Raw genomic sequence first — 14107 nt, 5'->3', positions numbered from 1 at the left:
ATTGTTTGTCCAGCGGTAGTTTCCAGAATCTGCATTCGGGATGCCATCGCGGTGTATTTGCTGGAAAATCATGTGGATTTCATTGAAGAGGACAGGGACAAAGATAAGCACAAAAAAAGCAGCCTCAGTGGCGCGCGGCGATCGAGACATTCTTAGGCCGCAAGCGATTTCATATCATCTTGGGTGGGAAAGACTGTCACAAAGCCATGGAGATTTTGGTAATTCAAAATGTGTTTGCTAGGAGATATGCCAATTATTTGCTGAATGGGATTCATCTGTGCGAAAATCTGGAAGAACTGCATGAGTATCCCAAGGGAGGCTTGGGGAAACATAGATTGGAATCATAGTAATATAGAATACCTATTGACAAAGTAGGTTAATAAAGGTATGATAGCAAAAAGCAGTGTAGATGTTCGGCAATTTTGCAGCTGCAAAGTGACAACCAATGATGAAAGGCAGGAATCTTCTAATGAACTACGGCATTTACAGTATTCTTCCGTCTCTGGCGGCCATCATTCTGGCCCTGGTGACGAAAAATGTATTTATCGCGCTCTTTATCGCGCTGATTCTGGGCAATTTTATTCTGAATCCCAATCTGGTCAGTGTGCTCGTTGGCACCAAGGATATGATGGTGGACGTATTTTCCAGTCATTCCAGTACCTCCATTATTTTCATTCTGCTGATGCTGGGCGGCCTCTTCTATCTGATTGAGAAGGCGGGCGGCTTAAAGGGCTTTACCCACTTTATGATTGCGAAGCGCAGCGTGGTCAAGTCCCGGATGGGCGCGGAGCTGTTCACCTGGCTTATCGGTGTGCTGATGTTCCTGGACGGCACCATGAGCGTTATGATTACGGGAGCCATCGCAAGACCATTTACCAGGGCCTTCAAAATCTCTCCGGAGAAGACGGCGTGGATCGTGCATTCCACGGCGACGCCCATGTCCATTCTGATTCCCATCGCGGCTTACGGTCCGTATATTGCCAGCTTCATCGAGGCTCAGGGCATCGCGGATCCCACCTCTGTGATGGTACGCAGCATCGGGTTTAACTTCTACTGTATCATGGCCGTCGTGGGCGTGGCGGTATTTACTCTGTTACATATCGAGTACGGCCCCATGAAGAAAGTGGAAGAAGCATACCAGAAGGAAAATGACGCGGACGGGAGTGCTCTTGTCAGCGAGGTGGAGCATCCGGGGACCGGTAAGGCCCGCTATCTGGTGATTCCGCTGGCGATTATGATTGGCTTTGCACTGGTATATTTCTTCACGGCCGGCGATAGCGAGACCGGACTGATCTTAGGCATCTTCTTCGGAAGTCTGTATCTGATGCTAGATCTGGCTATCCATAAAGTCATGAAGTTTGGCGAGACTCTGGACGTGTTTTTCCAGGGCTGCGGAAGTATGACCGGCATCGTGACCATCATGGTATTTGCCTATGCCCTCAGTAACCTTCTGGGTGAGCTTGGAACTGCGGAATTCCTGTCCGGCGTGCTGGTACAGCTCATTTCCCCGACCGTATTTACGGCGCTTGCATTTATCGTAACCTGCCTTTTGTCCTTCTCCACCGGAACCAGCGCAGGAAGCATCGCGATTATGATGCCGGTGCTGCTGCCCATGGCTCTTTCCCTGAATGTGTCCATTCCGCTGATTACCGGAGCCATCGCGGGCGGCGCAGTGTTCGGCGATCATACTTCCCCGATTTCCGACACCACGGTAATGACCTGTTCCTCCAGCGACTGCGACGTGGTGTCCCATGTGAAGACCCAGCTTCCTTACGCGCTGACCTTCGCGGCGATTGCGGTGGTGATTTATCTGGTGCTGGGGTTTGTGATGTAATATATGGCGGCCCCGCAGGATCTATAGTATAATCAAATTTATACAGATTGCTGTGTATATGGAACTGTAGGAAAGAGATGCAAATATGAGCAGAAAAATCTATGATTTTGACGAGCCCATTTCCCGCGTGGGAAAGAACAGCGCGAAATGGGGCGAAGAATATATCGGAAGCGGCAGTGACATGCTGCTTCCGTTTTGGGTGGCGGACACGGATTTCCGGGCGCCCGACGAGGTAAATGAGGCTCTTCGGGCCTGCGTGGATCACGGCATCTACGGTTATGTGCGGCCATCGGCTTCCTGCCTTCAGGCGGCGGCCTCCTGGCAGCAGCGCCGTCACAGCTTTCAGGCGAGGCCGGAGTGGATTACGGTGACGCCGGGTATCGACTGCGCCATGGCGACAGCGGTGCAGGCCTTTACAGAGCCGGGGGACAAGATTCTCATCAATACGCCGATTTACGACCCGTTTTTCGGGGTCATTGAGAAAAATGACAGGGTGACTGTGGACAGTCCCATGGTGCTTACGAATGGCCGGTACGAGTTTGACTGGACGGATTTTGAGGCGAAGGTCCGGGACTGCCGGATGTGGATGTTCTGCAATCCCCAGAACCCGGAGGGCCGCTGCTTTACTGAGGAGGAGCTTCGAAAAGCCGGGGAAATCTGTGGACGATACGGAGTCCTGATGCTGTCTGACGAGATCCACGGGGATATCGTGTACGACGGCAGAAAGCATATTCCGCTGGCGTCCCTATCGGAGGAGTTCTGCAGGCGGACGATTATCTGCACCTCGCCCAGCAAGATCTTCAGCGTGGCGGGCACGGCAGCCTCTGTGATTTTTATAGGAAATGAGACACTGCGGGATCAATTTCGTGCAGCACTTTCAAAAAACTCACCGGGCGTGAGTTGTCTAAGCCTGGTGGCCATGGAGGCGGCTTATACCAATGGCGACGATTATGCAGATCAGCTGGTGGCTTATCTTCAGGGCAACCGGGATTATATTCTGGATTATCTGAGGAAATACCTGCCTCAGATCAAACCCATTTTCCCGGAGGCCATGTTCCTGGCATGGCTGGACTGCAGCGGACTGGGACTTAAGGCAGAGGAACTCCAGAGCTTCTTTCAGAAGGCAGGCGTACGGCTGTCCATGGGAGACGCCTACCGGGAGCGGAGCGGCCAGTTCGTGCGTCTGAATTTCGGTTGTACCAGAAAAACCCTTACGGCAGGACTGGAACGCATCCGAATGGCAGTAGAGAAGCTTACGAAGGATAACTAGATGGAACGGAAACGGACGATTTGTGATATCTGCTGTCCGTCTTTTCACTGCGGCATCGACGCCTATGTGAGGGACGGGCAGATTGAAAAAATAGAAGGAACGGCGGAGCATCCCCAGAACCACGGGCTTCTCTGCGCCAAGGGGCTGGCGGCCAGACAGTATGTGTACCGGAAGGATCGGATCCGCACACCTCTTTTGCGCGTGGGAGAGCGGGGCAGCGGGGAGTTCCGCCCCATTAGCTGGGAGGAAGCTTACAAGCGGATCGCAGAGCGCCTGCTGGCTATTCGGGAGGAGAGCGGCCCCGAAGCTGTGGTATTTTTCTCCGGTTATACGAAATGGTACCGTCCCTGGCTCCACCGCCTGGCCAATCAGTTCGGCACGCCTAACTACATGACGGAGTCCGGCAGTTGTATGTTTTCCACCTTTCTCCAGTGGCTGACCGCCACCGGCAATGTGATGTCGTCGCCGGATGTGGACCGTGCAGGGATCTTTCTGGGTTGGGCCTACAATCCCTATTATTCCCGGAACCTGGCGGCGGCAGGAGTGGAAGAAGCGAAAAAGAGGGGCATGAAGGTGATTATCGTGGATTCCCGGATTACCCCTGCGTCTTTAAGGCTGGCGGATCTGCATCTCAGACCCAGACCGGGTACCGATGGAGCGTTGGCCCTGGGGCTGGCCTGTGAGCTGATTAAAAATGGTTGGTATGACCGGGAATATGTGTCGAAGTATGTCTACGGTTTCGCAGAGTATGCGGCCTATGTGAAGGAGTTTACGCCGGAGCGGGTGGAGTTGTTGACAGGCGTATCGGCGGAGCAGGTGCGGACGGCTGCGAAGCTGATCGGACACAATCTGCCCCTGGCCATCAATGAGAGCGCCGCGCCCATCGCCCACCACCGGAACGGATTTCAGAATTACCGGGCCATTATGGCGCTGTCGGCCATCACCGGATCCTTCGACCGGACGGGTGGGCAGATTCCGGTGCAGTTTAGCTACAATTATCAGGCGGCGGGCTTCGCCACCCGGGAGAAGGAGTTTGTCGGGAAGGTAAAGACGAGGCCAGGCTATCCGCCGGTGGGCGGGGAGAAATACCCGCTGTGGCATGCGATGATTGACGAGGCGCAGTTTACGGATCTGGCGAGGCAGATCCGGGAAAAGAAGCCCTATCCCCTGCGGGCGGTGGTGGGCTTCGGCCTGAATCATCGGATCGCGCCGGGCAGTGATCGGCTGGCGGAGGCTTTGAAAACCGTGGATTTTCTGGTGGATGTGGATCTGTTTCTGACGGATACGGCGAAGCTCTGCGACATCGTGCTACCGACCTGCACCTCCTTTGAGCGGAGCGAGCTAAAGGCCTGGGGCGGCGGGTATCTGACGGTGACGCAGCCGGTCATTGAGCCGTTGTATCAATCGAAGCCGGATATTCAGATTATCTGTGACCTGGCCCGGGGAATGGGACTTGCGGACAGGCTTTTGACTGCCGGACCGGAAGCGTGTATCCGGTATCTGATTTCCGATTTGCCGGTGTCCTACGAGGAGCTTCAGGCGTCGGAGCTTCCGGTGAAGGTACCGGGCGCGCGGGGGCGTGAGCCCGGCAGAATGCTGGCGCAGGGCTTTCCGACGGCCAGTGGGAAGTTTGAGCTTTATTCCCTGGAGATAGGGAAAATCAGGGAACAGTACCCGGACTGCGGTCTGGACTGCCTTCCGGTGTACCGGGAGCCGATTTGTGCGGCAGAGCAGGAAAAATATCCGTTTACCCTATGCTCTGGCCCGCGGATTCCGGGGGCGATTCATTCCCGGTTGCACAGTGTTCCCTGGGCACGGTCACTCCGGCCAGACGCAACGGCGGATCTGAATCCGGCGGACGCGGAAACCCTTGATTTGCAGCAGGGGGACGAGGTCGAAGTGTATACAGACTTTGGCTGCATCAGCCTGAAGGCGAATCTGACCTATATGGCGGATCCGGGCACGGTCTATATCTATCATGGATACCCGGAAGCAGATGTGAATACCCTGTTGGATCCGAAAAATGTAGATCCCTATTCCGGCTTCCCGGCCTTTCGCAGCAGCCGGGCGGGCGTACGAAAGAAGGTGGGGTAGATGGACGTGAAAACCATCCGGTTCGACCGGACCAAATGCACGGCCTGCTGTGCCTGTGCTATGGCCTGCATGGATGAGAAAAATACGGATGTGGAGCATGGAGAACGGGCGCTCAGGCAGGTGTACACAGAGGAACTGTGCCGGGGCGGACAGGTGAGCTTCCGATTCCATTCGGATTCCTGTATTCATTGCCGGGTACCGGCCTGTGTGGCCGCCTGTGAGCCAGGCTGCCTTTACAAAGATGCGGAGAGCGGCCTGGTGCTCTACGACACTGTCTCCTGCGACGGCTGCGGCCAGTGCCTGAAATCCTGCCCTATGGGGGCCATTTCCCTGGACTGCGATGGGAAAATCCAGAAATGCGACGGCTGCATCGAACGCCAGCGCGCCGGAAAAATCCCGGCCTGCGTGCGGGTATGTCCGACGGGGGCACTGTATCTGGAATAAGAAAATAAAAAGAGCGTTGTTCAGTCAGATGAGATGGAACGACGCTTTTCTATTTGTATAAAATGCCAGAATCTGCCCAAAATAAAAGGAAGAAAATGATATACGGAGGCATACGATACATGAGCGAAATCCTGTACCTGAAACCCGAAAAAAACGTCCGCACCTATAACCGCGTCCTGACCCTGGGTGAAGCCGTAGAAATGCAGTGCGCGGATCAGACAGTCGTGAACCGTCTGAAGACCGAAAAGCTCTACGCCTTTCAGGATGTGAAGTCGGGCCGCCATTCCTGCGCCGGACGCACCATCATCTCTATTCTGGATGTGGTGGAGAAAATCCAGGCCGTCTATCCGAATCTGGAGATTCAGAACCTGGGAGAAATGGATTTTGTGGCTGAATACTCTACCAAGCCGGAGGAAAAGAAACTGTGGACCTTCTTGAAAGTCAGCCTGGTCTGCGTCTTGTGCTTCTTCGGCTCCGCCTTTTCCATCATGGCCTTCAATAACGACGTTTCCACGGTTAAGTTATTCCGTCAGTTTTACACCCTTCTGACCGGACAGACCTCCGATGGCTTCACTGTTCTGGAATTCACCTACTCCTTAGGGCTGGCCGTCGGCATTCTGGCCTTTTTCAACCACCTGGGCGGCCGCCGCCTCACCAAAGAGCCCACGCCCATCGAGGTGGAAATGCGCCTCTATGAGGACGATGTGGACACCACCCTCATCAAGACGGCGGCGCGGAACGGTGTGCACCGGAAAAAATCTTAAAAACAGTCCTGAGACGTAAAACTCCCAGGACTATTTTTCTGTCTTCCCGCATAAAATAAATGTGTTCGGAGAAAATAATTTCCAAATAAACGGATTTGACAGGGATCCGAGAAGTATATGGAGGTGCGGGAAGAGATGGATACCATTATGGGAAAGCAGAGTATCTGTTTTCAGAGGCCGCCGCAGATCGTGAGCGCGGCCAGCGTGGCAGGACAAAAGGAGGGCGAGGGGCCGCTGGGCGCCCTGTTTGACGAGATAGAAAAGGATCCGATGGCGGGACAGGCCACCTGGGAGGAGGCGGAGAGCGCCCTGCAGAAGCGGGCGGCTCTGTTGGCTATGGAGAAAGCGAGAAGGCTTCCGGGGCCTGGAGTGCCGCCGGTGCGGTACCTGTTTTCCGGAGATCTGCTGGGGCAGCTGATTGCCACATCCTTTGGCGTGATGGATTTGAAGCTTCCTCTGTTCGGCCTCTACGGAGCCTGCTCCACCATCGGGGAGGCGCTGATGCTGGGAGCAATGACCGTTCAGGGAGGCTATTCCGAGGCGGTTCTGGCGTTGACCTCCAGCCATTTCGGAAGCGCGGAGAAGCAGTTTCGGTTTCCGTTGGGGTACGGCGGCCAGAGACCTAAGTCGGCCACCTGGACCGTGACCGGAAGCGGAGCCTTCGTACTGTCCGACAGCGGCGGACACGCGAAGATTACCGGAGCGACACCGGGGCGGGTGGTGGATTACGGGGTGAAGGATTCTATGAATATGGGAGCCTGTATGGCCCCGGCTGCCTGCGACACCATCTGCGCCCATCTGGAGGACTTCGGCAGAAAACCGGAGGATTACGACGCCATTGTCACAGGGGATCTGGGAACAGTGGGACAGAAAATTCTGATCGATCTGACTGCGGAACGGGGATATGACATTTCCGCGCAGCATCAGGACTGCGGTATTCTGATCTTCGATCCGGAGGCCCAGGATACTCATTCCGGAGGAAGCGGCTGCGCCTGTTCGGCGGTGACCCTGGCGGCGTATCTGCTTCCAAAGATCGAGAGCGGGGAGTGGAAGCGGATGCTGTTCGTGCCCACAGGCGCGTTACTGTCCACGGTCAGCTTCAACGAGGGACAGAGCGTACCGGGTATCGCCCATGCCGTGGTGATCGAGCATTGCTGAGTAGAAAGAAAACGAAAAATAGGGATGTCTGAAGGAAGTAAGGATATCCGGAACATCTTCAGATAAAGGAGACAGGATTCATGGATTATGTAAAAGCATTTCTCATCGGAGGGCTCATCTGCGCCCTGGTGCAGATTCTTATGGAAAAGACAAAGATGATGCCGGGGCGGATTATGGTACTGCTGGTGTGTACGGGAGCGGTGCTGGGGGCAGCGGGGGTCTATGAGCCCTTCCAGAAATACGCAGGCGCAGGCGCTTCCGTTCCCTTGCTGGGTTTCGGTAATGTGCTTTGGAAAGGCGTGAAGGAAGCTGTGGATGCGGGCGGCTTTCTGGGCATCTTCCAGGGCGGCTTTAAGGCCAGCGCCGTGGGAATCAGCGCCGCGTTGGTTTTCGGCTATCTGGCCAGCCTGATTTTCCAGCCGAAAATGAAGAAATAAACGTTAATTCTTGCCTTTTTCCAACCAAACTGCTATACTTGTCATATTTGCAGTGAAAGAGTAATGATTAGCACGGAAGGGGGCAGCCTCGTTGAAAAAGATAGCGGTTGTGACAGATAGTAACAGTGGTATTACGCAGGAAGAAGCACAGAAGATGGGGATCTATGTGCTGCCGATGCCTTTTACAATCGATGGAAACGAATATTTTGAAGGAATTAACCTGACACAGGAGGAGTTTTATGAGAAGCTGAAAGGAGATGCGGATATCGCGACTTCCCAGCCGTCTCCCCACTCGATTCTGGAGCTCTGGGAGAAGCTTCTTGCGGAATATGACGAGATCGTGCATATTCCCATGTCCAGCGGTCTGTCAGGCTCCTGTCAGACAGCAGCAGCGCTGGCGGCGGATTATGAGGATCGAGTATTTGTGGTAAATAATCACAGGATTTCCGTGACCCAGAGACGCTCTGTGGAGACGGCCCTGGAGCTGGTGGAAGCCGGAAAGGACGGTCGCGAGATCAGAGAATACCTGGAACAGACCGGAATGGACGCCAGTATCTATATTACCGTGGCGACCCTGAAGTATCTGAAAAAGGGCGGACGGCTGACCCCGGCGGTGGCGGCTATCGGAACCATGCTGCGCCTGAAGCCGGTGCTGACCATTCAGGGCGAGAAGCTGGACAGCTGCGCCAAGGCCCGGACCATGCACCAGGCCAAGCAGATCATGATGGATCATATCCGGGAGGATATCGAGACCCGGTTTGGCGGCGTGGAAGCCCATAAGGTGCAGCTGGATATTGCTCACACCCATAACGAGGAAGAGGCGATGAAGTTCCGGGAGGAAGTGGAAAAGGAATTCCCGGGCTATCAGGTGGGATTTGTGGATCCCCTTTCCCTGAGCGTGTCCTGCCATATCGGCGACGGCGCCCTGGCTCTGGCCATCACGAAAATGGAAGAATAAAAAGTAAGATCAGATACCTTTTACACCCGGAGAAACAGGCGATTTCTCCGGGTGTTTTGCTTTGACAAGCATAGAGCCCTGTGATACACTAAAGTTTAAGAATGCGTGTGAACGACTGAGGTGAAAATCGTTGGATAAGTATGAATTTCAGATAAAGACAGAGCAGTTGGAAAAGCTGCTGGATAAAAAGGATTTTGAGACGGCAGCGAAGATCGCCGACTCCATCGACTGGCGCAAGGTGCGGAATGTGGGCCTTCTGATGGAAGTGGCGGAGGTCTATGAGCAGACGGAGCGGTACGAGGACAGCTACGAGATCCTGAATATCGCCTATGACTGCGCGCCCATCGGCCGTATGATTGTATACAAGATGACCGAGATCGCGGTGAAGATGCAGGACTTTGACGAGGCGGTAGATCTGTACAAGGAGTTCACCAAGATCGCGCCCCATGATCTGGGCCGCTATGTGCTGAAGTATGAGATCTACAGGGGGCGGGGCTCTTCCATAGAAGACCAGATCGCCATCCTGGAGGAGTATAAGAGCCGGGACTACCAGGAGCAGTGGGCCTATGAGCTGGCGACCCTGTATTATCAGGAGGGGATGCTCTCCAAGTGTGTGGAGGAATGCGATGACCTGATTCTGTGGTTCAGCGAAGGCGAATATGTGAGAAAGGCTATGGAGTTGAAGATGAAGATTCAGCCCCTGACCGCTTCTCAGGAGGAGAAATACCGTCAGATGGCGGGAGACGCCAAAGCAGACGTTATCCAGGTGAAACCGGTGAACATGGAGGACAAGTTCAATACCACGAATCTCCAGGCAGCTCTGGCGGAGGGTGTACAGGACTTTATCCGGGCGGAGCACGCGGAGGAACTGCATCCGGAGCCGGTGGAAGAGGAAACGGATACAGAGACAGAAAAAGCGGAAGCTCCATCGATGGAGCCGGAAGTCCGGCCGGAAGTGCGGGAAGCTCAGGAGTTCCAGGAAGTGGATGTGGATGAACTGGAACAGTCCGGAAGTCCGGCAGCCGGGAATGCAGCCCGGATTCCCCATTTTCTGGGTCAGACCGATACGGGCCAACTGACCTTTGATATGAACGAGAGCGTGTTGGACCGTCAGATTACGGGCCAGATGAGCATCGAGGATATCTTGAGCAGCTGGGAAGAGAAAAAGAAAGAGACCGAGGCAGCCATCGCGGAGGCTGCGAAGCGGGACGAGGAGCGGAAAAAGGAGCGGGAGCACTTACGGGCCACCGGTCAGCTTCCGGATCTGAATATCGAAGTGAAGCAGACGGTGCCGGAGGAAATCCAGCGCCTGATCGAAGAGATCGAAGGACGGCTTCCGGTGAAGATTCATGTGGAACCCATCGAGCGTCAGGCAGGCGGCAGCACAGCGGCAGCACCGCAGGAACCCCGGAAGGCTGAACCGGCGGCAGCACCGAAGGCTGAGAAGGAGCCCGGAGAGATTCTGGATATTCTGGAGGCACCGACGGCAGCAGAAGAGGAAAGCGCGACGAAAGAACAGAGAGAGACAGCACCGGAACAGGCAAAGGAACCCCGTGAGATCCTGGATATTCTGGAAGAACCGGCAGAAGAGATGAAGGACGCAGTGGAGCTTCCGGAAGAAGTATCAGAATCAGAGCCGGAGAAAGTAACGGAGGAGACAGCTCCCACTCCCATGCTGGAGAAGCTGGAAAAGGAGCTGCAGGAGACCTTATCCGCCCTGCCGCCCGGACAGCTTTCCGAGGAGCAGAAGAAGCTGTTTGCCTACTTTATCTCTGTACGGGGCATGAGCCAGCAGCTGGCAGAGGTTCTGGAAGAGGATCGGATGCGAAAAGAACGGCGTGAGGATTCTCTGGTAGGGAATCTGGTTATCACCGGCGAGAGCGGAAGCGGAAAGACCACCCTGGCGGCGGATATCGTAAAGGCACTGCAGAAGCAGCGCCGGGTAAAGGGAGCCAGAATGGCGAAGATCCCGGCGGACAGCCTGAATGGAAAGAATGTATCGGCTATCATCCAGAAGTTGGGAGGCGGAGCCCTGCTGGTGGAGAAGGCGGGAGCCCTGCGGACGGAGACTGCCGTACAGCTGTCCCATGCCATGACCCGGAAGACCGGCGGCCTGCTGGTGATTCTGGAGGACGAGAAGGAAGAGATCCGGAAGTTGTTCATCCGCTGCGAGAGCCTGGGAGCCAAGTTCAACCGGACCATCGAGCTTCCTGTCTTTACGAATAAAGAGCTGGTGGCCTTTGGCGAGTCTTACGCCCTGGAACAGGACTGCGTGCTGGATGAAATGGCAGTGCTGGCCCTGTACAACCGCATTGGCAATAACCAGACCAGCGATCATCTGGTGAACGTGGCGGAGGTCAAGGAGATGCTGGACGAAGCCATCGAGCGGGCAAGCAAAAAGGGTTTGTTCGGAAGGCCGAAAAAGAGCCGTCTGGACGAGTTCGGACATACGATTCTGCTGGAAAAGGATCTGGAAAAGTAGAACATGATGAAACATACGAATGATTTGGGAAAAGATCCGATTTTCCCGCTGGTGCTGCGTCTTGCGATTCCCACCATGCTGGCACAGTTTGTGAGCGTCCTGTATTCCATCGTGGATCGGATGTATATCGGCGCGGGAGTTGGGGATCTGGCTCTGGCTGGAGTGGGCGTCTGCGCGCCGATTGTTACGCTTCTTTCCTCCTTCGCTTCCCTGATTGGCCTGGGCGGTTCGCCGATTATGGCCATGCGGATGGGAGCAGGGGATAAGCGGGAGGCTCAGAAGATTCTGAATAACAGCTTTTTTATGCTGCTGGTGACATCAGTGCTTCTGACCTTTGGTTTTCTGGCCCTAAAAGAAAAATTTCTGATGTGGTTTGGCGCAAGTCAGGCCACATTTTCTTATGCCAATACCTATGTGACCATCTATACGATGGGAACCGTATTTGCGTTGTTGTCCACGGGTATGAACAGCTTTCTGATCGCCCAGGGCTTTTCTGGCCTGGGTATGGTGACCGTCATGCTGGGAGCCGTGCTCAATATCGTTCTGGATCCGGTCTTTATCTTTGGCTTTCATATGGGAGTGGCCGGCGCTGCTGCTGCGACGGTCCTATCCCAGCTTGCTTCTGCCGTCTTTGTGCTGGTGAGCCTGCGGGGAAAAAGAATGCCCATAAAGCTTGGCTGGGGCGGCTTCGGGAAGCAGACCATGCGGAAAATCGTAAGTTTTGGCTTTTCCCCGTTTCTGATTATCGCCAGCGACAGCATCCTGCTGATTGTGCTGAATACGGTACTGCAGCGCTACGGGGGGCCGGGCGAGGGCGATATTCTGGTTACCTGCGCCACCATTGTGCAGAGCTATCTTCTGCTCATTACCATGCCCATGAGCGGGATTACCCTGGGAAGCCAGCCGGTGGTCAGCTTTAACTACGGAATGGGAAACGCGGAGCGCATTAAAAAGGCGATCTGGTGCATCACCGGACTCTGCGTGGTTTTCTGCAGTCTGATGATGGTGTTCACTTACACCCTGTCGCCCTTCTATGTGGGTATGTTTACGAAGGACGCGGCGATCCGCCTGCGTTCCGTGCGTTATATCAAGATATTCACAGCCATGATTGTGCCCCTGGCGGTACAGTATCCGCTGGTGGACGAGACGACGGCTCTCGGCCATGTAAGGCGGGCGCTGTTCTGCTCAGCCTTCCGGAAGCTGATTTACTTTTCCGGACTGCTTTTGCTTCCCGGGCTGGTATCCGCAGAGGCGGCCTTTTTCTCGGAGCCCATTGCGGATATTCTGGCTGCTACCATGACGACGGTTCTGTTTATAAAAACCTTCCCGGGGATTGTGCGGGAGACAGAAAAAGCTGATAAAAATAAATAGACAGGTGAAAGATAAGATGGTGTCTGGCCGTTAAGCCAGGCGCCATTTTTTCGCAAAAGTGTTGAAAAAGTGTCGAATTTAGAAGCCGATAAGGGATATTTATGAAGCAGTGTGTAAAGGCATGAATAGTGACGAAGTGCACATAAAAATATTTACAGGGGCAAAAAAACAAATTATAGTCAGTTTACACAAAAAAATAAAGAACAGGCGCTTATTTTATGTAAATTACATAAAGAAAGGAATGGTGATTATGAAAAATTATGAATTGAGAAACGGAGTCCGTGTTCCGGAAATCGGATATGGAACATGGAAAACACCGGATGGAGAAACCTGTGCAAAAGCAGTCGAAACAGCGATTAAGCTGGGATATCGCCATATAGATGCAGCGATGGTGTATGGAAACGAAGAGAGTGTTGGACTGGGAATAAAAAATTCCGGAATTCGACGGGAAGAACTCTTTCTGACCGGAAAAGTATGGAATACCGATCGCGGATATGGGCGGACCATAAGGGCTTTTGAAAAAACAATAAAAGATTTGCAGACAGACTACCTGGATTTATATTTGATTCATTGGCCGGCGTCCCCGAATCAATATGATTGCTGGGAAGCATTGAACAGAGAAACCTGGGAAGCACTGACAGATCTGTATAAATCAGGGAAGATAAAGGCAATTGGAGTGTCTAATTTCCGAAGACGCCATCTGATTCCACTTTTGGAGGAAGAAGTGATTCCTATGGTAAACCAGTTGGAACTTCACCCGGGAATGGTTCAGGCAGATATCGTTTCCCTGTGCTCGGAGTATCAAATATTACCGGAGGCCTACAGTCCTCTTGGAAATGGAAAATTATTGAAATCAAAGGAACTATCTGAGATGGCAGAACGCTATGGAAAAACGTCGGCGCAAATCTGTATTAAATGGAATCTGCAGCATGGTTTTTTGCCGCTGTCAAAATCAGTAAATGAAGATAGAATGCGAACAAATCTGGAAGTTCATGATTTTAAAATTACAGAAGAAGATATGAGGACGCTTGATGGATTAGAAGGTTTTGCTGATGGGAACGATCCGGATCAGGTTCTGTTTTAAAAGAAGTGTTGAAAAAGTGTCGAAAAAGAGAAAGTAAAGCGATGTATTTGCAGATTAGTGTGCAAAGGCCTGAACAGTGACGAAACGTGCGGAAAGGGATTTACAGAGACGGAAAAATAAATTATAGTATGGCTACAGAGAAAAAATCTCGTCTTTGACACTTTGAAGAAGAATAAACAGCCATAAAGCCTGTATTTTTAGGCTTTATGGC

General features: G+C 53.5%; 11 protein-coding genes. All 11 read left to right on the top strand.

The genetic code is table 11. The features are described from left to right. Positions 1-469: 469 nt before the first annotated feature. The gene (locus tag H8S44_RS01960) at positions 470-1834 is read left to right on the top strand and encodes a Na+/H+ antiporter NhaC family protein (protein ID WP_186872746.1); all 1365 of its coding nucleotides are present in this window, start codon (positions 470-472) and stop codon (positions 1832-1834) included. A gap of 85 nt (positions 1835-1919) precedes the next feature. After that, positions 1920-3104, top strand: a complete 1185-nt coding sequence (locus tag H8S44_RS01955) for a MalY/PatB family protein (protein WP_186872747.1) — start codon at positions 1920-1922, stop codon at positions 3102-3104. After that, positions 3105-5198, top strand: coding sequence for a molybdopterin-containing oxidoreductase family protein (locus H8S44_RS01950; RefSeq protein ID WP_186872748.1), 2094 nt, complete (start codon positions 3105-3107; stop codon positions 5196-5198). Beyond that, a complete protein-coding gene (locus H8S44_RS01945) occupies positions 5199-5642 on the top strand; it encodes a 4Fe-4S dicluster domain-containing protein (RefSeq protein ID WP_243167446.1) in 444 nt (147 codons plus the stop codon). 119 nt (positions 5643-5761) lie between these two features. After that, a complete protein-coding gene (locus H8S44_RS01940; protein ID WP_243167445.1) occupies positions 5762-6406 on the top strand; it encodes a stage V sporulation protein AA in 645 nt (214 codons plus the stop codon). 135 nt (positions 6407-6541) lie between these two features. After that, entirely contained in the window at positions 6542-7564 is a 1023-nt protein-coding gene (locus H8S44_RS01935; RefSeq protein WP_186872750.1) for a stage V sporulation protein AD, read from the top strand. An 80-nt stretch (positions 7565-7644) separates the two neighbouring features. After that, complete coding sequence (locus H8S44_RS01930) at positions 7645-8001, top strand: SpoVA/SpoVAEb family sporulation membrane protein (protein ID WP_186872751.1); 357 nt, start codon at positions 7645-7647, stop codon at positions 7999-8001. A 91-nt stretch (positions 8002-8092) separates the two neighbouring features. Beyond that, on the top strand, positions 8093-8959 hold the full coding sequence (locus H8S44_RS01925) for a DegV family protein (protein ID WP_186872752.1): 867 nt from the start codon (positions 8093-8095) through the stop codon (positions 8957-8959). Between the two features lie 130 nt (positions 8960-9089). Next, a complete protein-coding gene (locus H8S44_RS01920; protein ID WP_186872753.1) occupies positions 9090-11441 on the top strand; it encodes a P-loop NTPase family protein in 2352 nt (783 codons plus the stop codon). A gap of 6 nt (positions 11442-11447) precedes the next feature. Then, entirely contained in the window at positions 11448-12812 is a 1365-nt protein-coding gene (locus tag H8S44_RS01915; protein ID WP_186873008.1) for an MATE family efflux transporter, read from the top strand. Positions 12813-12933: 121 nt separating this feature from the next. Then, positions 12934-13896: an aldo/keto reductase gene (locus H8S44_RS01910; RefSeq protein ID WP_243167444.1), complete on the top strand. Its 963-nt coding sequence runs from the start codon at positions 12934-12936 to the stop codon at positions 13894-13896. Positions 13897-14107 lie beyond the last annotated feature (211 nt).

The organism is Anaerosacchariphilus hominis, from assembly GCF_014290175.1.
GTDB lineage: Bacteria > Bacillota > Clostridia > Lachnospirales > Lachnospiraceae > Laedolimicola > Laedolimicola hominis.
Note: the sequence above shows the minus strand (reverse complement) of the source record. Positions and strands in the feature narration are given on the sequence as shown.

Coding starts and splice junctions, on each gene's coding strand:
- H8S44_RS01960 (WP_186872746.1), top strand. CDS start 470: ATGAACTACGGCATTTACAGTATTCTTCCGTCTCTGGCGGCCATCATT.
- H8S44_RS01955 (WP_186872747.1), top strand. CDS start 1,920: ATGAGCAGAAAAATCTATGATTTTGACGAGCCCATTTCCCGCGTGGGA.
- H8S44_RS01950 (WP_186872748.1), top strand. CDS start 3,105: ATGGAACGGAAACGGACGATTTGTGATATCTGCTGTCCGTCTTTTCAC.
- H8S44_RS01945 (WP_243167446.1), top strand. CDS start 5,199: ATGGACGTGAAAACCATCCGGTTCGACCGGACCAAATGCACGGCCTGC.
- H8S44_RS01940 (WP_243167445.1), top strand. CDS start 5,762: ATGAGCGAAATCCTGTACCTGAAACCCGAAAAAAACGTCCGCACCTAT.
- H8S44_RS01935 (WP_186872750.1), top strand. CDS start 6,542: ATGGATACCATTATGGGAAAGCAGAGTATCTGTTTTCAGAGGCCGCCG.
- H8S44_RS01930 (WP_186872751.1), top strand. CDS start 7,645: ATGGATTATGTAAAAGCATTTCTCATCGGAGGGCTCATCTGCGCCCTG.
- H8S44_RS01915 (WP_186873008.1), top strand. CDS start 11,448: ATGAAACATACGAATGATTTGGGAAAAGATCCGATTTTCCCGCTGGTG.
- H8S44_RS01910 (WP_243167444.1), top strand. CDS start 12,934: ATGAATAGTGACGAAGTGCACATAAAAATATTTACAGGGGCAAAAAAA.